Origin of the sequence: Lentzea jiangxiensis (assembly GCF_900104175.1) — a bacterium.
In the GTDB taxonomy this organism is placed as follows: domain Bacteria; phylum Actinomycetota; class Actinomycetes; order Mycobacteriales; family Pseudonocardiaceae; genus Lentzea; species Lentzea jiangxiensis.
The window spans coordinates 60,038-79,929 of record NZ_FNIX01000005.1 but is presented as its reverse complement, the minus strand read 5'-3'; the positions used below and the strand labels follow the sequence as shown (position 1 = coordinate 79,929).

Below are 19,892 nucleotides of genomic sequence, written 5' to 3'. Positions count from 1 at the left end.
TGAAAACCGAATGGCGTTACCCCGAACCGACCAACGCTTAAGGCAGAGTGGACGCATGGAAATCCCCGGCATGGGACTTGCCAAGCAGGCGCTCGACACCGCCCTCGACACGACAGCGGCCGTCGCCGCCGTCCCCACCCGCCTGCTGGGTCTCATCAGCGAGGTCGAGCAGCTCGTCCGCAAGGTCAACGGCACGATCGACGCCGTCGACGGCGTCGTGCGCAGGGCCGACGAGCTCATCGACCGCACGGCGAACGTCGTCGCGGACGCGGAGAAGGCGGTCGACGACGTCCGCGCGATCACGGCGAGCGCCGGCGACGTCGCCCAGCGCGCCGGTCTGGTCGTCACGGCGGCCGGCCGGACCGCGGACACGGCCAACGAGCTCATCGGCATCTACGAACCGATCGCCAAGCAGGCCCAGCCGCTCGCGAAGCGGTTCGTCGAGGAGCTCTCCCCGCACGAGATCGAGGCGGCGATCAAGCTCGTGGACGAGCTGCCGGTGCTGACCGAGCACCTGACCAGCGACATCCTGCCGATCCTCGCCACCCTCGACCGCGTCGGCCCCGAGGTGCACCAGCTGCTCGAGGTCACGAGCGACATGCGCCAGGCGATCCTCGGCATCCCCGGTTTCGGGTTCATGCGCCGCCGCGGGGAGAAAAAAGAGGAAGAAGAGGGTGTGAAGGAGGACGAGAACGGGTAGCCCGGCCGCCATGACTGCCCACGCGCGCGAAGATCAACTCATCTGGTGGCTGCTGAGCGGCATCTTCGGACTCCTGTCCGCGGTCGACGTCCTGCTCGCGGTCACCGAGAGCACGACCTGGCCCTACCCGCTCGCGGCGATGCTCCTCGCCGCGAGCGCGTGGTGTGGCAGACAGGCCCTCAGACCTTCCCCGTCCTCTGGTGTGTCAGGTTCGAGGGCGCCCCGAACCGGAACGCCCGCACCCGATAGGCCGCGGCTTTCTCGTCTGGGAGCGTGATCACCCCGTACGACGTGGTGTCCGGGTCGAGCTGCACGGCGACGCGGTAGTCCGCCGCACCCGCGGGCCTGACCTCGATCAGGTACCCGTCCTCGTCCGACGCCCTGTCCCGCCAGGTGAACAGGATCCCGTTGGCGTGCTTCACCTCCGCCTCGAGCTCGCGCGCCGCCGACTCGGGTGACGCCACGGGGTGCGTGCCCCCGCCGTCCCTGCGCGGCGCCGTCCAGTCCGGCCCCTCGATCTCCGGCACGTCGTCCCCCGGTGGCAGAGCCACGTCCACGGTGGCCGAAGCGGTCCCCGTGTACGGCCGGATCCGGTAGTAGAACGGGGTTTCCGGGATCAGGTCCGGGTGCCGGTAGGAGTTCTTCGCCGGTGGGCTGAACTCCAGGACCGCGTACTCGCCGTCCGCCGCGTTCGCGTACTCGACGACCTGCCCGGCTGCCCCCGCCTCCGGACGCCAGTGCAGCGTCACGTCGACGGGCGAGGTCAGCTCGGACGTCAGCACGGGGTCCTGCCGCTCCCGGCCGCAGGCGGCCAGGAGCAGCAGTCCTGCCAGGGCCACCCGCCCGATCACTTGCGCCAGAACCGCACGTTGCTCCAGACGACCGTGGCAGGTCCTTGGCCGCTGGACGTCCTGTAGGCGCCGAACTTGTCGTAGAAGCTCGTACCCGAGCTCGCATAGGTGTGCGCGCGCGAGCCGTTGATGTACGTGCGGTGTTCCGTGGCCGTGTTGTGCACGGTGTTCACGCGAACGGTCGTGCCCACGGTCGCGCCGGTGGAGATGGTGGCGCCCCCGTGCACGGCGTACAAGCGGCCGCCGCGTTCGACGGCGAGCATCCAGAACGGCCCCGCGGTGGGGGCCTCCCGGAACGTCTGCTTGAGACTGACGCGGGTGCCGCCGAGACTCGTGATCCGGAAGCTGCCCTCGAACTGGCGGGTGCCGCCGGTGTAGGTCGCGTACCGCCGCTCGGCACGCTGGTCACCGCTCGCGGTGGAGCACGTGAGCCGGAACGTCAGGTCGCTCACCGTGCCGCAGCCGCGTTCCTGGACGGTGAACGACGGTGAGTAGCTCGTCCACGGTCCGGTTTCGACCTGGGCCTGTGCCGGGGAGACCGGCACGAGCAGACCCGCTGCCAGTGCGATCCCCGCGACGGTGCGGAGTCGTTCGGACATACCGATACCTCCTCAAGACGTGCTGAGGCCAGCACGTCTTCTCAGGGGGCGGTAGCCGGACTGTATCGGATAATGATCCGGTGTTCGACCTCCACCGCCTGCGACTTCTGCGCGAGCTCTCCCGAAGGGGGACGCTCGCGGCCGTCGCGCAGGCGTTGAACTACAGCCCCTCGTCGGTGTCGCAGCAGCTGTCGTTGCTGGAGAACGAGGTCGGCGTGCCGCTCCTGGAGCCCGTCGGCCGTCGTGTCAAGCTCACCCCGCAGGCCGAAATCCTGGTGCGGCACACCGAAGAGGTGCTCACCCGGCTGGACCAGGCCGAGTCGGAGGTCGCCGCCTCGCTGCACGAGATCACCGGCACGCTGCGCGTCGCGACGTTCCAGACGGCGGCCTTGGCGCTGATCCCGGCGACGCTGGCGCGCATGCGGGACGAGCACCCGTCGTTGCGGATCGAGTTCCAGGTGCTCGACCCCGCGGAAGCGCTGTCCGCCTTGAACGCCAGGGACTTCGACCTCGTCTTCGTGGAGGAGTGGCCGGACCAGCCGGAGGCGCGGTTCAGCGGTCTGGAGTACCGGGAACTGACCCGGGACCCGATCCGGCTGGCCGTCCCCCGCGGCCTCCCGGTCTCCGAGATCGGCTCCCACCCGTGGATCATGGAGACCGAGGGCTTCCCGCAGCGGATCTTCAACGTGAACTGGTGCCGCCACAACGGTTTCGAACCGGACGTGCGGTTCTCCTCCACCGATGTGCTGGTGAAGCTGCGGTTCGTGGAGCGGGGTCTCGCGGTCGCGTTGCTGCCCGATCTGGTCTGGTACGACCGCGAGATCACCGTCGACCTGCACGAGCTGCCGGAACCGAAGTCCCGGCTGCTGTTCACTGCGGCACGTGCAGGACGAGGTCAGCATCCGGCCGTGCGGGCTTTCCGCGAGACCCTGGCGCTTTCCGTAGCGCCGCTCCGACCCCGGCCATGACCACGAGCGCGATGCCGAGCAACGAGACCACACCGAGGTGCTGGCCGAGCAGCAACGCCCCGGCGAGCGCGGCGGCGGCGGGTTCGAGCGCGAGCACGACGCCGAACGTGCTGGGCTGCAACGTCTTGAGCGCCCTGATCTCCAGGGTGTAGGGGATCGCGGACGCCAGCAGCGCCACCAGCGTGCCGAGCAGCAGCACCTTCGGCTCGAACAACGCGGCGCCGGCCGTCGACAGCCCGTACGGCAACGTCAGCGCCGCCGCGATCACACTCGCGCCCGCCAGCCCGCCGGTGCCGAGCCCCGCCATCGCGACCTCGCGCCCCGCGAGCACGTAGCAGGCCCAGAACGCGGCCGCGATCAGCGCGAGCGCCACCCCGACCAGGTCGAGCTCCGAGCCCGTGTGCTCGCGCCACCCGAGGACCAGCACCCCCACGAGCGCCAGCCCGACCCACACGAAGTCCCGAGCCCGCCTGCTCAGCACCGCGGCGAGCCCGAGCGGCCCGAGGAACTCGATCGTCACGGCCACGCCGAGCGGGATCCGGTCGAGGGCGAGGTAGAACGTGCCGTTCATGCCGGCCATCGTCATGCCGAGCACGAGCGTCTCCTGCCGGAACTTCGGCCGCACCACCACCGCCAGCACCAGCGCCGCGATGCCGAGCCGCAGGGCCGTGGCGCCCGGAGCGCCGACCTGGCCGAAGAGCTGGTTCGCGAACGCCGCGCCGAACTGCAGTGAGATGACCGAGCCGAGGACGAGGAAGACCGACATGCCGCCAGTCTTCGTGCCGCCCTCTGTTCAGTACAGCGAATGTCAACGAGCGGTATCGTTCGGTTTTTCCGACCATTTAGACTGGTCGGGCGATGAGACGCAAACCCTCCTCCCCCCTCCCGCAGCGCCACGGCCTGGACGCGGCGCGGCTGAAGCTGCCCTCGGAAGGCCCGTGGCGGTCGTTGCGCGACCACCTGGTGGAGCGCCTGCCGCGCGTGGCCTCCTCGCGCATCGACGAGATGCTGGCGGAGGACCGGATCTGGGGCGTCTGCGGACCGCTCGGCCTCGACGCGCCGTTCGTGCCCGACTCCTACATCTGGTTCCACCGCGACCTGCCCGTCGAGGTGCCGGTGCCGTTCGAGATCGGGGTCGTGCACCGGGACGACGACATCGTGGTCGCGGACAAACCGCACTTCCTCGCGACGATCCCGCGCGGGCAGCACATCATGCAGACGGCACTGGTGAAGCTGCGCGACTCGCTCGGCCTGCCGGACCTCTCCCCCGCGCACCGCCTGGACCGCGTCACCGCCGGGCTCGTGCTGTTCGTCGCGCGGCGCGAGCTGCGGGGCAAGTACCAGACGATGTTCCGCGACCGGGTGGTGCACAAGGAATACGAGGCCATCGCGCCGTACGACCCGGCGTTGTCGTTGCCTCGCGTGGTGCGCTCGCGGATCGTCAAGGAGCGCGGGATCATCACCGCGTTCGAGGTCGACGGCGAGCCGAACGCCGAGACGCACGTGTCCCTTGTGGAACATCGTGGCGGGCTGGGGCGCTACCGGTTGAAGCCGTTGACCGGACGCACCCACCAGCTGCGGCTGCACATGTCCGGGCTCGGGGTGCCGATCGTGAACGACGACTTCTACCCGGTGGTGCGGGAACGACCGCTCGACGACTTCTCGTCGCCGTTGCAGCTGCTGGCTCGCGATCTGTCCTTCGTGGACCCGGTGTCCGGGGTGCGGCGGTCCTTCCGCTCCCGGCTGGAGCTGTCCGCCTGGTCATGAGACGTGCGTGCGCACGGTCCCGATCGGCCGCGGTTCCCAGACCTGCCCCATCCGTTCGAGCAGCCGCGCCGCGAGCGCGCTCACCCGCGGATGCGTCTCGGTGAACGTCGCGACCACCCGCGCGCGGTACATCAGCCGGCCGCGCGCCGTTGTGCTGTACCAGAACCAGTCCTCGTCCACGACCCTGGCGAGGTGGTCGGTGCCGTCGCGTTCGGCGCGCTGCACCAGGGCGTCGCCCTGCACGAACCACCGCAGGCACGCGTCTTCGAGCGGGGCCGTGAAGCCGCGCTCCTCGAAGTAGGCCTGCTCGGCGGCTTCGCGCAGCTCACGGGGTGTCTCGGTGACCGTGGCGCAGGTCGGGAAGCCGATGCGGACGTAGACGACCTCGGTCAGGCCGTCGCCCAGCGCGGCGTTTTCGAGGTCGACGAACCTCGCACCCTGCGGTGAGTACATGTCGTTGCCGGCGCACGGGTCGCCGTGCAGGAGGTCGAACTTCCCGGTGTCCTCGAAGACCAGTTCCTCCTCGGCGCCGCCGATCTCGACCTCCATCGCCCGCACGAACCGCAGGAACGGCGTCGGGTCCGGGACCACCTGGCGCGGCAGCAGGCCGGCGTGCTCGGGACCGGTGGCGTCGTGCAGCCGGGCGAGACCGCGGGCGTAGTCGACGACCCAGTCCTCGCGCGGCGGATCGGAGCGCAGCTTCTCCAGCACCAGGGTCCGTTCGGCGTGGTCCGCGGACAGGACGCGCGGCACCACCCCCGTGTGCGCGGCCAGTCGCAGTGCGATCAGCTCGCGCTCGAAAGCGGCCTGGTCCGCCACCACCTGCTTGACGATCCGGTCGCCGTCCGCCCACACCCGCGACCGCACACCGCTCGGAAGCCGTTCCACGGAACAACTATTCCACAGGTCCACCACGCGGATCCGCCGTCACGCAGAACTATGGAGAGCAAGCGGGACGATTGTCTTCGCTGACCAGCACGAGACTCATCGCCGCGTTTGTCGTGTTCGGGCTCCACATCAACACCACCGGGGTAAGCTTCTTCTTCCTCTTCTGCCGGTGCGCGCCCTCGAGGTCGTCCTCCGCATGGCGCTGCGCCGACTGGTCGAGGTGCCCGCGGAACGGTGGACCCGCGGGACACCCCGACCGGCTCGGATCAGGCGAGCGTCAGCGCGTACAGCTCCACCCGCGGGTCGTCGGGCAGCGTCACCGAGCGGACCGTCTTCGACGCGTCCAGCCTCAGCGACTGGCCGAACAGCCGGACCGGTGGCCCGTCGACGCCCTGTCCCGCCTTGATGCGGTGCGGCATCTCCAGGACCGCCGGGCCGCCGCCCGCCCAGTCCGGCACCGACGCGGCGACCTCGGCCGAGGTGCCGTCGGTGTACCAGACGGTGAACGCGGCGGACACCGGCCCGTTGTGCGACGAGCCCACGACGTGCAGCCACGAGTGCTGTCCGCTGGGCAGCAGCAGCCCCTGGCCCCTCGCCTCCACGAAGTTCGGCGCCGTACCGGTCGGGTCCGGCGCCTGGTAGGTGATGCCGCCCCACGTCACGGGGCCGGCCGGGGGCAGCAGGGCGGCGTCGTAGCTCCAGCCGCCGCCGTCGAAGTCGCCCGCGGCGGAGTCCGCGACCGTGGCCGTGCCGTCGTGGTTGAGCTCCGGCGTGACGTCCACCGAGCACGTCGAGAGCGCGCACAGGGCGGCCGGTTTGACCTCGACCACCGCCTTCAGCGCGATCGACTCGACCTGCACCGAGACCTCGTACGACCCCGGCGCCACGCCCGCGGGCACCGTGAACGTCAGCGGCACCGTCTTCTGCGCCGGCAGGTGCCGCGACACGATGACGAACGGCTTGGCGCCGTTCACCTCCCACCCGGCGGGTGCCGTCACGGCGGGCCGCACCGAGGTGGCGCCCGGCGACTGGGCCAGCACGTCGAGCTGCACCGTCAGCGACTGCGGGGAGTCCGAGGCCGGCAGCACGATCTCGGTGTTGCGCAGCGACGCGGACAGGGCCCGGCGCGAGTCCTGGTTGCCGTCGTTGAGCGACGGCGGCTCGTCCGAGCGTCCCGTGCCCCACGACGAGGGCTTCGACGACACCTCGTGGGTCAGCTTGCCGCCGCGCTGCAACGACGACCACGTCAGGTAGGTCTTGCGGACGTCGCGGCCGCCGAACGACACGCTCTTGATGTACCGGTTGGTGTCCGACACGCCCTTCGCCGTCACGCTCAGCGTGCCGCCCTGCGAGCCGTGCTGTCCGATTCGGACGGTCGCGGACTCGAACTGCGGTGACGACAGGGCGAGGAAGTCCGCGCCGTTGAACGTCGGGTAGAGCCCCAGCGACGAGAAGACGTACCAGGCCGACATCGTGCCCAGGTCGTCGTTGCCGGTCATGCCGTCCGGGCCGGTCGTGAACAGCGTCATGGCCGCCCGCACGACCGTCGCGGTCTTCGACGGCGTGCCCGCCCACAGGTACATGTACGGCGCGAGCAGGTCGGGTTCGTTGTTCGGGTTGTAGGTCGGCTTGCCGTAGTAGTCGTACGGCTCGGTGATCCAGTCACGCCGCGCGGTGCCGGCGGGGTCGGCGAGCAGCTTGTCGTAGGCGAAGAACGAGTCGAGGCGCTTCTCGGTCTCCTTTCGGCCGCCCATCAGCGACACCAGCCCGGCCGGGTCCTGCGGCACCAGCCACTGGTACTGGTACGCGCCGCCCTCGTGGAACTGGTGCGAGGCGTCGACCGGGTTGTACGGCGCCAGCCAGGTGCCGGCGGCCGTGCGCGGGCGGAACTGGCCGATCGAGGAGTCCCAGAGGTTGCGGTACCACTGGCCGCGGTCCGCGAACATCCGCGCGTCCGCCTTCTTGCCGAGCCCCTCGGCCATCAGCGCGAGCGACGCGTCGGCGGCCGAGTACTCGAGGGTCGCGGAGGCCGGGTGCACGCAGTCGTTGTCACCGCCCTTGTGCGCGCAGTCCTCGCCCAGTTCGAGACCGGACGGGATGTACCCGCGATCGGCGTAGTAGGTGACGCCGGAACGGCCGTTGTACGGGGATGCGGCGGGGGGCAACGACGTCGCGTTCCTGCGCAGGAGCTGGTAGGTCTCCTCCTCGTACCCCTTCAGCAGCCCCTTCGACCAGGCCTCGACGAGGAACGGCGTGACCGGGTCACCGGTCATGATGTTCGTCTCGGACGACGCGAGCGCCCAGCGCGGCAGCCACCCGCCGTCTCGGCCACTGGCCACGACGGACAGCGCGACGTCGCGCGCGACACGCGGTTCGAGGATCTGCAGCAACTGGTTCTGCGGCCGGTAAGTGTCCCACAGCGAGAAGTTCTGGTACGGCGTGTAGCCCGACGCCGTGCGCACCTTGCCGTCGAAGCCCGTGTACCTGCCGTCGACGTCACCGGCGAGGTTCGGGTGCAGCACCGAGTGGTAGAGCGCGGTGTAGAACGCGACCTGCCGGTCCCGCGGCCCGCCGGACACCCGCACGGCGTCGAGCTGCTTCTTCCAGACGTCCTTCGCCGCGGCCACCGTGCCGTCGAAGTCGTAGGAGGGCGCCTCGGCCGCGAGGTTCTTCCGCGCGCCCTCGATGCCCGTGTAGGACAGGCCGAGCTTCAGCACGACATCGCGGTCTGCGGTGGCGTCGAACGTCACCCACGCACCGTTCCCGCCCGTTCCGGCGGCGTCCCGCGACCCCGGAGTGGGAACGTTGCCCCGCCACGAACCGAAGGACGCGAACGGGCGGTCGAACGAGGCCGTGAAGTACACGGTGTGCTCGTCCTTGCCCGCGCAGAACCGGCCGTTGCGCACCCGGCCCTCGATCGTCCTGTCGCCGACGACGTGGATCTCCGAGTCGAGCACCGTCTGGTTGGAACGGCCGGTGTTGAACAGGACGTTGGCCGCCCCCGACGCCGGGAACGTGTAGCGCTGCCAGCCGGTCCGCTGAGTCGCCGTGAGCTCGGCGTTCACGCCGTAGCGGGACAGCCCGACGCGGTAGTAGCCGGGCTGCGCGGCTTCGTCCGAATGGCTGAAGTCGGACTTGTAGCCGTTGATGTCAACGTTGTCAACAGACCCGACAGTGGGCATCACCGGCAGCTCGCCCATGACGCCGCACCCCACGCCCGACAGGTGGGTCTGCGAGAAGCCGTAGAGGGAGGTGGCCTTGTAGTCGTACCCGCCCTGACCACCCGTGTCGGGACTGACCTGGACCATTCCGAACGGCACCGAGGCGCCCGGGAAGGTGTTGCCGAAGTTCTGCGTCCCCACGAAGGGGTTCACCAGGGACGAGGGGTCCTCGTCCGCCTGAGCCGCCTGCGCGGGGACCGTCAACCCTAGTAACAGCCCGACTACAACCAGTGTCCGCATGAAGGGCAGTATCGCCCGTTCATCGCCGCGCCGACACCGTCTGAGGTCGGCGATGCGTGTTTTCGCCGCGGTGCCGCCGGTTCCTGTCCTGTTTTGTCAACCGTGGCCGCAGCGAGGGCACCTGCGGTAAGCAGGTGTCATGCCCGCACAGCTCAACCACACCATCGTCCACGCCAGCGACCAGAACCGCTCCGCCCGCTTCCTGACCGAACTGCTCGGCCTGCCGGACCCGGTGCGCTACGGCCCGTTCCTCGTCGTCGAGGTCGCGAACGGCGTCTCCCTCGACTACGCGACCAGCCGCGGCCCCATCACCGGGCAGCACTACGCGTTCCTCGTGTCCGAGGAGGAGTTCGACGAGATCTTCGGACGCATCCGGGAGCGCGGCCTCGACTACTGGGCCGATCCGTTCCACAGCCAGCCGGGGCAGATCAACCGCAACGACGGTGGCCGCGGCGTCTACTGGGACGACCCGGACGGTCACGCCCTGGAGATCATCACGCGTCCGTACGGGTCCGGCGCCTGACGAACCGGTTCACGCATCTGGAGGTATGGACCAGTTCTTGTGCTCGGAGCCCTTGCCTGCCACCGTGAGAGCGGTAACACGCAGTGGCATGCAGGGGCTCCGAGGAGCTGGTCCCCGCGGCCGGAACTCGCGCCGCCGCGCTGATCGGCGCGTTGATCGACGTGGTCACGCTCGTCCCGCCGACGACGACGGCGCCGTACATCGTCAGCGAAGCGCGTGTTCTGTCCCGCAACAGGTTCCACAGCGGCCGTACTGCCGACGCGACAAAACAGGTCTAGACCCTTGACTGGTCTGAACCAATGCTGCCAACCTCAGCATTGTTCACATCCTTGATTCCTCGGATGCAACAGACTCCAGGAGTGGGTGACCTTGCTGAAAAAACGCATCTTGGCGTCTCTCGCGGCAGGGGTGATGGCGGCTTCCCTGGCCGTCATCGCACCGACCGCGTCCTCACAGGCAGAAGTGTCCGCGCAGGCCTGCACCTCCACGGACTGGGTCCAGGGTCAGTGGTACACCACCGGCTCGATCGTGAGGTTCGAAGGCAGGTACTACGTCGCCGAGCACGACAACCCGGGCTACAGCCCGACGGTCTCGACCTGGTACTGGGAGCCGACGAGCTGTGACGGCGGCGGAGGTGGCGGCGGCGGCACCTGCACCAGCGCCACCGACTGGGTCGCCGGACGGCAGTACTACACCGGCAACATCGTGCGCTACAACGGTTCCCACTACATCGCCGAGCACGACAACCCCGGTTACGACCCGACGGTCTCCACGTGGTTCTGGGAGCCGCACAACTGCGGCGGTGGCGGAGGCGGCGGTGGCGGCGACTTCGTCGTCAGCGAAGCCCAGTTCAACCAGATGTTCCCAGGTCGCAACAGCTTCTACACCTACCAGGGCCTTGTCGACGCGATGAAGAAGTTTCCGGCCTTCGCGAAGACCGGTAGCGACACGGTGAAGAAGCAGGAAGCCGCCGCATTCCTCGCGAACGCCTCCCACGAGACCGGTGGCCTCGTCCACATCGAAGAGATCAACAAGAACAACGACCTCTGCGACGAGAGCAAGCCCTACGGCTGCCCCCGAGGCACGTACGCCTACTACGGTCGCGGCCCGATCCAGCTGTCGTGGAACTTCAACTACTACACGGCGGGCAACGCCCTCGGCCTCAACCTGCTGGAGAACCCGCAATGGGTGGCGGAGAACGCCTCGATCTCGTGGCAGACGGCCCTCTGGTACTGGACCACGCAGAACGGTCCCGGCTCGATGACCGCACACGCCGCGATGGTCAACAGCGCCGGCTTCGGCCAGACCATCCGCAGCATCAACGGTTCCCTGGAGTGCGACGGCCGCAACCCGGCGCAGGTCCAGAGCCGCGTCTCGAAGTACCAGCAGATCGCGGGCATCATCGGTGTGACCCCCGGCGGCAACCTCTACTGCTAGTGGTCGGCCGGACCAGGACTCGAGCGGTCCTGGTCCGGTCATTGCTTCACTGCATGACCATGGAGCTCAACGACCTGCTGCACGAACTGAACGACCAGCGCCGGACCTTCCGCATCACGATGCGGGGGCTCACCGCGGCCGACGCGGTGAAGCGCGCGACGGCCAGCGAGCTCACGCTGGGTGGGTTGCTCAAGCACCTCACCCGGTGTGAGCGCAGCTGGACCCACATCCTGACCGAGCAGCCCCTCCCGCCGCCCGGGATGCTGGACTCCGACCAGTACACCTGGACGGGCACGGACTTCGAGGAACTGCTCGCGTCGTACGACGAGGCGGTGCGCGCGACCGATGAGGCCGTGCGCACCGCCTCGCTCGACAAGCTCGTCCCGCTGCCGTCCGCGCCGTGGGACGCGGACCCGCAGCCCATGTCGATCCGCATGGTCGTGCTGCACCTGATCCGGGAGACCGCGCAGCACGCGGGCCACGCGGACATCATCCGGGAGACGCTCGACGGTCAGTCGACGACCGCGTCCCTTCGCGAGTCCTAGGCCGCGAGCTGTTCCTTGACCTGCGCCAGCGACGGGTTGGTGAGCGCCGCGCCGTTCGGGAAGTGGACGGTCGGCACCGTGCGGTTGCCGCCGTTCACGCTCATCACGAAGTCGGCCGCTCCCGGCGTCTCCTCGATGTTGATCTCGACGTACTCGATGCCTTCCCGGTCGAGCGAGCTCTTCAGGATGCGGCAGTAGCCGCACCACGAGGTCGAGTAGACGGTCAGCTGGTCGGGAGCCATCAGGCGCACTCCTCGTCGGGGTCGGACGGTGTCACCGGTGTCAACGCACCGCCGCGCGCGGTTCTTCCCGGGGCCCGCCAGCCCCGATCGTCAGGCAATCGTCAGGCAATCGTCAGGTCAATTCCGCGCGCCTCGGGCCAGCATGGTTCCCGCGCGTCCGAGAATTTCGGCCGCGCATTTCGCCGTGCATTCGAGTTGTGACCACCACACAATTCGGTCACCCATTCGGCGGCCCGTCACCGCGAAGGGTTTCCGCTATCGTCTGCATTCCGCCGCCGCTACCGCACCGCACAAAAGAAAGGCTGGCCATGCTGAAAACGGTGGCGGCTGTTGCCCTCGCGCTGTCCGCGGTCCTGACCGCGCCTGCCGCCCACGCAGCACCCGATGTCCCCGACTTCGTGACGATCGACGTCGTCACCGTGAACGGTTCCGGTTGTCCCGCCGGCACCGCGGCGGTCGCGGCCGCGGACGACCGCACGGCGTTCACGGTCACGTACAGCCAGTACCTCGCGCAGGCCGGACAGGGCTCCGGCCCCACCGACTTCCGCAAGAACTGCCAGCTCAACATCAGGGTGAGCTACCCGCAGGGCTTCACGTTCGGCATCGCCCAGGCCGACTACCGCGGTTTCGCCCACCTGCAGCAGGGCGCCACAGGGACGGAAAGAGGCAACTACTACTTCCAGGGCATGTCGCAGGGCGCGAGCCGCACCCACACGTTCAACGGCCCGAAGAGCGACAACTGGCAGGCCACCGATCGCGCGCAGGTGTCGGAAATCGTCTACGCGCCGTGCGGTGAGGTCCGCCACCTGAACATCAACACGGAACTGCGCGTGAATGCGGGAACCGCGTCGAAGGCGAACAGCTTCATGACGATGGATTCCACCGACAACAGCGTGAGCACGAAGTACCAGTTCTCCTGGAAGCGCTGCTGACCCCGGCACCGATCGCCGCCGCCCGTTCAGCGTTGACCCCCAGACGGAAAGGTGCCCCATGCTCACGACACTGGCCGCGGCCGCACTCGCGATGTCGACGATCATCATCCCGCCCGGCGGCGCCCCCGGCGACACCCCGCCGCCGGACCACATCACCATCGACGTCGTGACGATCAACGGATCGGGCTGCCGGGCCGGAACCGCCGCCGTCGCCGTCAGCCCGGACAACAAGGCGTTCACCGTCACCTACAGCGAGTTCATGGCGCAGGTCGGACCCCAGGCCCTGCCGACCGACTTCCGCAAGAACTGCCAGCTGAACCTGCGCGTCAACGTGCCGTCCGGCTTCACCTACGGCATCTCGTCGACCGACTACCGCGGCTTCGCGCACCTCGAACGCGGCGCCACGGCCCTGGAACGCGCGAACTACTACTTCCAGGGCATGTCGCAGACCGAGTACAAGCAGCACAACTACCGCGGCCCGTTCAGCGACGACTGGCAGGCGACGGACACGACCGACGTGGCCGCCATCGTCTACCACCCGTGCGGCGAGAAGCGGAACTTCAACATCAACACGGAGCTGCGGGTCATGGCCGGCACCTCCGACAAGAAGCTGACCAGCTTCATCTCGATGGACTCGACGGACGGGTCGATCGAGACGACCTACCACTTCGCCTGGAAGGTCTGTCCCCCCGCGAGGCCGTAGTCACCCCGCCAGGTGCCGGGCATTCCGCGAACGGGGTGCCCGGCACGCCCTCGTCCTGGGACGATCGGCTCCGAGCCCGTCGTGGACGCGGCCTGGTGTTGCGCCACCACGAACTGCCGTGGGTGGCGGTGCAGCGCTCGGCTCATCTGGTCGAGATCGTCGACGTCGCGACCGGCGCGGTGCTGCACCGCGTCGACACCGCCTAGATCAGGAAGCGGTACGCCGTCGACCCCGGCTCCACGTGCTGGATCCTGAGCGGGGACTCCTTCATCCGCCCCCACAGCAGGTCGTAGTCCTCGCGACGGCCGAGCTCGATGCACACCAGCGCGGCGCCGGTCTCCCGGTTGTCGCGCTTGACGTACTCGAACCGCACGATGTCGTCGTCCTTGCCGAGCACGTCGTCGAGGAACCGCCGCAGCGCGCCGGGCTCCTGCGGGAACTCGACGAGGAACCAGTGCTTGAGGCCCCGGTGGATCATCGAGCGCTCGACGATCTCGGCGTAGCGGGAGACGTCGTTGTTGCCGCCGGAGAGCAGGCACACCACGGTCGAGTCGGGCGCGACGGAGATCTCCTCCAGCAGCGCGGCCGAGGCCAGGGCGCCCGCGGGCTCGGCGATGATGCCGTCGATCTGGTACAGCTCGAGCATCTCGGTGCAGACGGCGCCCTCGGTGACGGTGAGCAGTTCGGCGCCGCTGTCGCGCACCATCGGGAACGTGACGTCGCCCGCGCGGCGGACCGCGGCGCCGTCGACGAACGAGTCCACCTCGGGCAGCGTCACGGGGCCGCCCGCGTGGACAGCGGCGATCATGCTCGCGGCGCCGGCCGGTTCGACGCCGATGATGCGGGTGCGCGGGAAGCGCTCCCGGAACCAGGTGCCGACGCCGGAGAGCAGGCCTCCACCGCCGACGGGCACCACGACGACGTCGGGGGCGCCGCCGAGCTGCTGGACGATCTCCAGGCCGACGGTGCCCTGGCCCGCGACCGTGCGCGGGTCGTCGAAGGCGGGGACCAGGGTCGCGCCCGTGGCCTGCGCGTACTCCTTGGCGAGGGCCGCCGCGTCGTCGTAGGTGTCGCCGTCGACGATCAGCTGGACCATGCCCTGGCCGAGGGCGGCGATGCGGTCGCGCTTCTGGCGCGGGGTGGTGCGCGGGACGTGCACGCGGCCCTCGATGCCGAGGCGGCGGCACGCGTAGGCCATGCCCTGGCCGTGGTTGCCCGCGGAGGCGCAGACGGCGCCGCCGAACGCGAACTCGGTCTGGCAGAGCAGGTTGAACGCGCCGCGCAGCTTGTAGGAGCGGCCGACCTGGAGGTCCTCGCGCTTGAACCACACCCGCGCGCCGGTGCGCTCGGACAAGCGCTGGTTCACCTCGAGCGGCGTGGTGCGGGCGACTCCACCGAGCCGGGCTGCGGCCGCGGACACCTCATCAGCGAAGGACATGACAACACATCTTCCGTGAACGACTCGGGTCTGGCACGCGTACTCCTGGAAGGAAGGGGGCGGTGCCCGTGTTTCGCCTTGTGGGCGTGCTGACGCTGCTCGTGCTGGTCTCCGGGGCGCCCGCGCACGCTCATGGCGCGCCGACCGATCCCGCGAGCAGGGCGTTCCTGTGTTCGCCAGGTCAGCCCACAGCATCATCCCCGCTCTGCCGCGGCGCCGTCGCGGCGGGGTTGCCGTCCGAGGAGTGGGACAACATCCGTCTGGCGGACGTCCGGGGGCGTGACGCGGCGATGGTCCCCGACGGCAAGCTGTGCAGCGCGGGCCTGCCGAGGTACGCCGGGCTCGACGTGCCGTCGGCCGCCTGGCCCGCGACGAAGCTCGGGAGCACCGCCTTCACCTACCGGGCGACGATCCCCCACCGGGGGTCGTTCCGCTTCTACGTCACGCGCGACGGGTACTCGCCCGCCCGGCCGCTGCGGTGGGCGGACCTGGAGCGGTTCCTCACCGTGCCCGGTCCCCCGCTCGTGAACGGTTCCTACGAGTTCCGGGTGCGGCTGCCGGAGAACCGGACCGGCCGCCACCTGATCTACACGGTCTGGCAGAACACGGACACGCCCGACACCTACTACTCGTGCACGGACGTGGAAATCGCCGCACCGGCGGCGCAGGTGGCTCCCGCTCCCGTGGCCCAGCCCGCCCCGGCGACCAGTGCCCCGGCCACGGCGCGGGCCCCGGTGAGCGCGTCCCCCACGCCGTCCGCACCGCGGTCGAGCATCCCGAGCCCCGTTCCTGTCGCGTCGAGCGCCGGCCACCCTCCCTCGAGCGCAACGCGCCTCGGTCTCTCGGCCGTGGTGGCCGCGCTGGGCGGTCTCGTGGTGCTCGGCGGAACCATGTTGTGGCGCAGAAGAATTCTGTGAACGTCCCGGTCCCCAACAGGTCCAGACCTTGCCTACGCTGATCTCCGGGCGCGCAACCCGCGAGACGAAGGTGTGCGTGAATGGCTCGAAAACTGTTGGTGTCGCTGGCGATGCTCGCCGCGACACTCGTCCCGGCACCGGCTCAGGCGGCCCCGTTCAAGGTGCTGGCGTTCTACAACGGCACGTTCGACGCGGCGCACGTCGCGTTCGTGAACGAGGCGAACCCGTGGCTCACCCGTGCCGGTCAGGAGAACGGCTTCACCTACGAGGCGACACGGGACTGGAACCGCCTGAGCACCCTCACCCCGGCCCAGGCGCAGGTCGTCGTCTTCCTCGACGACGCGCCCACCGGAGCCTCCGCACGCGCCGGGTTCCAGCGGTACGTGGAGCAGGGCGGCGCGTTCTTCGGCTTCCACGTGAGCGCGTTCACGCAGAACGCGAACGAGTGGCCCTGGTACCACAACACGCTGCTGGGCAAGGGGAACTTCGTCGGCAACACCTGGGAACCGACCACCGCGGTGCTGAAGGTGGAGAACCGGACGCACCCCTCGACCCTGCGCCTGCCGGAGCGCTTCACCTCGTCGGTCAGCGAGTGGTACAGCTGGTCGCGTGACCTGCGCACGAACCCGGACATCCAGGTCCTGGCGAGCGTCGACCCGTCGAGCTTCCCGCTCGGCACCGACCCGGACCAGCAGTGGCGCAGCGGATACTACCCGATCATGTGGGCCAACCGGAACTTCAAGATGATCTACGCGAACTTCGGCCACAACGCGATGGACTACGTCAACAACGTGCCGAAGTCGTCGACGTTCGCGAGTCCCGCGCAGAACGACTTCCTGGTCGACAGCCTGCTCTGGCTGGGCGGCGGCACCCCGCCGCCGCAGGACGGGTGGAAGACCGCCACCAACCGCGGCAACGGCAAGTGCGTCGACGCGCGGGCGGCGGGCACCGGCAACGGCACGGTCGTCCAGCAGTACACCTGCAACGGCACCACTGCGCAGAGCTTCCGCGCGGTGGCGACCACCGACGGCTACTCCCGGCTCGAGTACCGCAACAGCCCGGCCAAGGTGCTCGACGTGAGCGACGTGTCCACCGCGGACGGTGCCGGCGTCCACCTGTGGGACTACGTCGGCGGAGCCAACCAGCAGTGGCGGGTCACCACGGGTGCCGACGGCCACTCGACGCTGACGGCACGGCACTCCGGCAAGTGCCTCTCCGCCCCGGCGAGCGGCGCCGACGGCGTGCAGCTGGTCCAGGCGACCTGCGACGGGTCGGCGGCTCAGTCGTTCCGGCTGGCCTGAGGCCCGGTCACGACCACGCGTTCGCCCGGTCTCCCGGTCCAGGAGGCCGGGTCGGACGCGCCCAGGAAGCCGTACATGTCGTTGAGCTGGTGCAGCGCCTGCACCGCGTCCCGCCACACCGGGCACGGCCACGCGCGGTGGCGCCCGTACCAGGCACGGCACGACTTGCAGCGGTGCCGCTCGTTCGGCTCGTGCACCCGCAGCAGCCCCCGCCACCACGGCAGCGCGTCACGAAGGCGCTCGCGCAGTTCGAAGACCTCGTGGGGCGACTCCGTCCGGGCGAGCTGGTCCATGGTCTCGTAGACGACGTCGACCACGGCCCGGTGGAAGGCTTCCTGTCGTTCAGCCAGTGCCATGTCCCGAACCCTCCGCGGCCTGGTGAGCGGGTGGACTGCCATGACTGTGCCCGGTCGCGCGGAGACCCTCCGCGGTTGAGACGGGCACGGATGGGAGTCTATGTTGGGCAGGAGCGGAGTTTCAACTGGCGAAAATCCACATTCCAGGTCTTCATTTTCTTGAGTGGAGACCACGGCAAGCGCGACGGAGGGCCAGGCGATGGCGGGGGAACGGTCCCTGGCGGACAGGCTCAACCACCTCTTCGCACGTCACACCGCCCGCTCCGGCCAGGAGTACAGCAACGAGCAGGTCGCGGCCGCGATCGCCGGCACCGGCGTCACCATCTCCCAGAGCTACATCTGGCAGCTGCGCAAGGGCAAGAAGGACAACCCGACGTTCAAGCACCTGCAGGCACTGGCAGGCTTCTTCGGTGTGCCCGTGAGCTACTTCTTCGACGACGAGGTCACCGACCGCGTCGACGAGCAGCTGAAGTCGTTGCAGGACGAGCAGTCTCGTCTGAACGAACTCACCTCGGGCAGCGACGCACAGCTCATGGCGATGCGGGCGGGCGAGCTGTCACCGGACCGCCGCCGCCTCGTCATGGAGCTGCTCGACGTCGTCTACCGACAGGAACAGGCCGAGCGCGGCGAGGGATGACCCGTGGCAGAACGCGATCTGCGCAGGCGGTGCCGCCGCCTGCTGAACGAACTCGACATCCAGCCACCGCTCGACGTCTCGGAGCTCTGCCGCCGGGTCGGTGACCAGCGCGGCAGGCCGATCCGGCTGATCGCCCACCCGATCCCGGTGCCCGGCCCGTACGGCGTGTGGATCGCCACCGCCAAGGCCGACTACATCCTGTACCAGCAGGAGACGTCGAAGGCGCACCAGAACCACATCATCCTGCACGAGCTGGGGCACCTGCTGGCCGGTCACACGAGCGACGAGCAGGACGACGACCTGCTCACGGGCCTCTACCCGGACCTCGCGCCGGACGCGGTGCGCAGGGCGTTGCGGCGCACCTCCTACGACTCCGAGCACGAACGCGAAGCCGAGACGGTGGCGACGATCATCCTGGAGTGGGCGTCGGTGCTCGACAAGGTGGCGCCGCGGGCCTCGGAGGGCCCCGCCCGGCGCATGTCGTCCTCGCTCGCCGACCGGCTGGGGTGGCTCTGACGTGGAGTACCTGAAGGAGACCCAGGGCATCGTCGCGTTCTCCGCGCTCGCGGTGACGCTGTACCTGCTGGTCCGCCGCCCGCGCGACCCCCGGCTGCGGTCGGTGACGGGCCTGGTCGCCGGGTGGGCCGTCGGCTACCCGTTCGGGCGAGCCGCGGCGAGCGGGCGGTGGTTCCTCGGGCTCGACCCGATGGTCTGCCAGCTCATCCAGCACGCGATGCTGCAGATCGGTGTGTACGGCCTGATCTGCTTCTTCATCTTCTCCGCGCTCGACGACGCGAGGGCGAAGCGCCAGGCGTTGCTGCAGCTCGTGCCGTTGGCGCTGTGCATCAGCGTGATGACGTGGGCGGTGCTCGCGATCCCGGACGACCTGCGCGTGGCGGCGGCCCGCGTGCCGAACTCGCTCGGCGGCGGACCGACCGGGGTCCTCGCGATCACGGTGTTCTACGCGCTGGGCAACGGGTTCCTGCTCTACGGCTTCGCCACGATGTTCGTGTGGTCGCGGCGCTACGCCCGCGGCGCCGAGCCGAGGTTGCGCCGGGGCCTGCTGATCACCTCGACCGGCCTCGCGCTGCTGGTGCCCGCCGACGCGATCTTCGTGGCGTCGAACGTCTCCCGCTACTTCGGCGAGCCGCTCCCCCGCTGGCTGCTGACCACCGCGGTGTGGTTCCTGCTGCCGGGTGTGCTGTTCTGCGTCGTCGGCGTCATCTACCCGATCGTCGCGATGCGGATCGCCGCCACGCGGCTGTGGCTGCGCCACCTGCGCGCCTATCACCGCCTGGCTCCACTGTGGAGGCTGCTGCACGAGTCGTTCCCCGAGGACGCCCTGCACCGCGTGCCGTCGCGGCGGGACGCGTTCTCGCTGCGGGGCGTGCACCGGCGCTACTACCGGCGCGTGATCGAGTGCCGCGACGGCCTGGTGCGGATCAGCCCGTACGTCGCCGAGACGCCGGAGGAGCTGCCGTTGTCCGAACGGCTGCGGGCCGGGCTGGAGACGCGCCGCACGGGTGCGGTGACCATGCGGCGGCCCATCGCGCTCGCGATCCCCGAGGACGACGGCATGGACGCGGACGTGCGGGAGCTCGAAAAGCTCGCGGTGTCCCTGCGCTGA

At 69.5% G+C, this 19,892-nt stretch carries 22 protein-coding genes; 14 read left to right on the top strand and 8 right to left on the bottom strand.

The window, feature by feature from the left end; all coding sequences use genetic code 11:
• Positions 1-55: 55 nt before the first annotated feature.
• Positions 56-700: a hypothetical protein gene (locus BLQ91_RS17105; protein WP_090097866.1), complete on the top strand. Its 645-nt coding sequence runs from the start codon at positions 56-58 to the stop codon at positions 698-700.
• A gap of 179 nt (positions 701-879) precedes the next feature.
• Here the strand turns inward: BLQ91_RS17105 and BLQ91_RS17100 are convergent, their stop codons facing one another.
• Both BLQ91_RS17100 and BLQ91_RS17095 read right to left on the bottom strand, forming a co-directional pair.
• Positions 880-1,551 carry a fibronectin type III domain-containing protein gene (locus tag BLQ91_RS17100; RefSeq protein ID WP_245733544.1) on the bottom strand — a complete coding sequence of 224 codons (672 nt, stop codon included), beginning with the start codon at positions 1,549-1,551 and terminating at the stop codon, positions 880-882.
• Complete coding sequence (locus BLQ91_RS17095) at positions 1,548-2,150, bottom strand: hypothetical protein (protein ID WP_090097865.1); 603 nt, start codon at positions 2,148-2,150, stop codon at positions 1,548-1,550. The genes BLQ91_RS17100 and BLQ91_RS17095 overlap by 4 nt, the downstream gene beginning before the upstream one ends.
• 80 nt (positions 2,151-2,230) lie before the next feature.
• Here BLQ91_RS17095 and BLQ91_RS17090 point away from each other — a divergent pair, with 80 nt between their 5' ends.
• Positions 2,231-3,118 carry a LysR family transcriptional regulator gene (locus BLQ91_RS17090; RefSeq protein WP_090097864.1) on the top strand — a complete coding sequence of 296 codons (888 nt, stop codon included), beginning with the start codon at positions 2,231-2,233 and terminating at the stop codon, positions 3,116-3,118.
• Here BLQ91_RS17090 and BLQ91_RS17085 read toward each other — a convergent pair.
• Positions 3,021-3,884, bottom strand: a complete 864-nt coding sequence (locus BLQ91_RS17085; protein WP_090097863.1) for an EamA family transporter — start codon at positions 3,882-3,884, stop codon at positions 3,021-3,023. The genes BLQ91_RS17090 and BLQ91_RS17085 overlap by 98 nt on opposite strands.
• Before the next feature lie 92 nt (positions 3,885-3,976).
• Between BLQ91_RS17085 and BLQ91_RS17080 the strand changes: the two genes are divergently transcribed.
• Complete coding sequence (locus BLQ91_RS17080; RefSeq protein WP_090097862.1) at positions 3,977-4,885, top strand: RluA family pseudouridine synthase; 909 nt, start codon at positions 3,977-3,979, stop codon at positions 4,883-4,885.
• On the opposite strand, the gene BLQ91_RS17075 is transcribed toward BLQ91_RS17080, so the two are convergent.
• Together BLQ91_RS17075 and BLQ91_RS17070 are read right to left on the bottom strand one after the other, a co-directional pair.
• On the bottom strand, positions 4,880-5,773 hold the full coding sequence (locus BLQ91_RS17075; protein WP_143022684.1) for an aminoglycoside phosphotransferase family protein: 894 nt from the start codon (positions 5,771-5,773) through the stop codon (positions 4,880-4,882). The genes BLQ91_RS17080 and BLQ91_RS17075 overlap by 6 nt on opposite strands.
• A 266-nt stretch (positions 5,774-6,039) precedes the next feature.
• Complete coding sequence (locus BLQ91_RS17070; RefSeq protein WP_090097860.1) at positions 6,040-9,234, bottom strand: GH92 family glycosyl hydrolase; 3,195 nt, start codon at positions 9,232-9,234, stop codon at positions 6,040-6,042.
• Positions 9,235-9,373: 139 nt separating this feature from the next.
• Here BLQ91_RS17070 and BLQ91_RS17065 point away from each other — a divergent pair, with 139 nt between their 5' ends.
• From BLQ91_RS17065 to BLQ91_RS17050, 4 genes are all read left to right on the top strand, one after another.
• Positions 9,374-9,757 (top strand): VOC family protein, encoded by a 384-nt coding sequence (locus BLQ91_RS17065; RefSeq protein WP_090097859.1) that lies wholly within the window; start codon positions 9,374-9,376, stop codon positions 9,755-9,757.
• 83 nt (positions 9,758-9,840) lie between these two features.
• Positions 9,841-10,035 (top strand): hypothetical protein, encoded by a 195-nt coding sequence (locus BLQ91_RS17060; protein ID WP_090097858.1) that lies wholly within the window; start codon positions 9,841-9,843, stop codon positions 10,033-10,035.
• 133 nt (positions 10,036-10,168) lie between these two features.
• Positions 10,169-11,194 (top strand): glycoside hydrolase family 19 protein, encoded by a 1,026-nt coding sequence (locus BLQ91_RS17055; protein WP_090097857.1) that lies wholly within the window; start codon positions 10,169-10,171, stop codon positions 11,192-11,194.
• A gap of 53 nt (positions 11,195-11,247) precedes the next feature.
• Positions 11,248-11,739: a DinB family protein gene (locus tag BLQ91_RS17050; protein WP_090097856.1), complete on the top strand. Its 492-nt coding sequence runs from the start codon at positions 11,248-11,250 to the stop codon at positions 11,737-11,739.
• Here BLQ91_RS17050 and BLQ91_RS17045 read toward each other — a convergent pair.
• A complete protein-coding gene (locus BLQ91_RS17045) occupies positions 11,736-11,981 on the bottom strand; it encodes a mycoredoxin (protein WP_089919660.1) in 246 nt (81 codons plus the stop codon). The genes BLQ91_RS17050 and BLQ91_RS17045 overlap by 4 nt on opposite strands.
• A 308-nt stretch (positions 11,982-12,289) precedes the next feature.
• On the opposite strand from BLQ91_RS17045, the gene BLQ91_RS17040 reads away from it, so the two are divergent.
• Together BLQ91_RS17040 and BLQ91_RS17035 are read left to right on the top strand one after the other, a co-directional pair.
• Complete coding sequence (locus tag BLQ91_RS17040; protein ID WP_090097855.1) at positions 12,290-12,913, top strand: DUF4360 domain-containing protein; 624 nt, start codon at positions 12,290-12,292, stop codon at positions 12,911-12,913.
• A gap of 58 nt (positions 12,914-12,971) precedes the next feature.
• Complete coding sequence (locus tag BLQ91_RS17035; RefSeq protein WP_090097854.1) at positions 12,972-13,616, top strand: DUF4360 domain-containing protein; 645 nt, start codon at positions 12,972-12,974, stop codon at positions 13,614-13,616.
• 202 nt (positions 13,617-13,818) lie between these two features.
• Here the strand turns inward: BLQ91_RS17035 and ilvA are convergent, their stop codons facing one another.
• Positions 13,819-15,054, bottom strand: a complete 1,236-nt coding sequence (ilvA, locus tag BLQ91_RS17030; RefSeq protein WP_090097853.1) for a threonine ammonia-lyase IlvA — start codon at positions 15,052-15,054, stop codon at positions 13,819-13,821.
• A gap of 62 nt (positions 15,055-15,116) precedes the next feature.
• On the opposite strand from ilvA, the gene BLQ91_RS17025 reads away from it, so the two are divergent.
• Entirely contained in the window at positions 15,117-15,971 is an 855-nt protein-coding gene (locus BLQ91_RS17025; protein WP_090097852.1) for a lytic polysaccharide monooxygenase auxiliary activity family 9 protein, read from the top strand.
• Between the two features lie 80 nt (positions 15,972-16,051).
• Positions 16,052-17,272, top strand: a complete 1,221-nt coding sequence (locus BLQ91_RS17020) for a ThuA domain-containing protein (protein ID WP_090097851.1) — start codon at positions 16,052-16,054, stop codon at positions 17,270-17,272.
• Here the strand turns inward: BLQ91_RS17020 and BLQ91_RS17015 are convergent.
• Positions 17,251-17,628 (bottom strand): hypothetical protein, encoded by a 378-nt coding sequence (locus tag BLQ91_RS17015; protein ID WP_090097850.1) that lies wholly within the window; start codon positions 17,626-17,628, stop codon positions 17,251-17,253. The genes BLQ91_RS17020 and BLQ91_RS17015 overlap by 22 nt on opposite strands.
• A 163-nt stretch (positions 17,629-17,791) precedes the next feature.
• On the opposite strand from BLQ91_RS17015, the gene BLQ91_RS17010 reads away from it, so the two are divergent.
• Genes BLQ91_RS17010 through BLQ91_RS17000 form a run of 3 tightly spaced genes read left to right on the top strand, consistent with a single transcriptional unit; the run spans position 17,792 to position 19,892 of the window.
• Entirely contained in the window at positions 17,792-18,265 is a 474-nt protein-coding gene (locus BLQ91_RS17010; protein WP_236219790.1) for a helix-turn-helix domain-containing protein, read from the top strand.
• Between the two features lie 3 nt (positions 18,266-18,268).
• On the top strand, positions 18,269-18,781 hold the full coding sequence (locus tag BLQ91_RS17005) for an ImmA/IrrE family metallo-endopeptidase (protein ID WP_090097849.1): 513 nt from the start codon (positions 18,269-18,271) through the stop codon (positions 18,779-18,781).
• A 1-nt stretch (position 18,782) separates the two neighbouring features.
• Complete coding sequence (locus BLQ91_RS17000) at positions 18,783-19,892, top strand: MAB_1171c family putative transporter (protein ID WP_090097848.1); 1,110 nt, start codon at positions 18,783-18,785, stop codon at positions 19,890-19,892.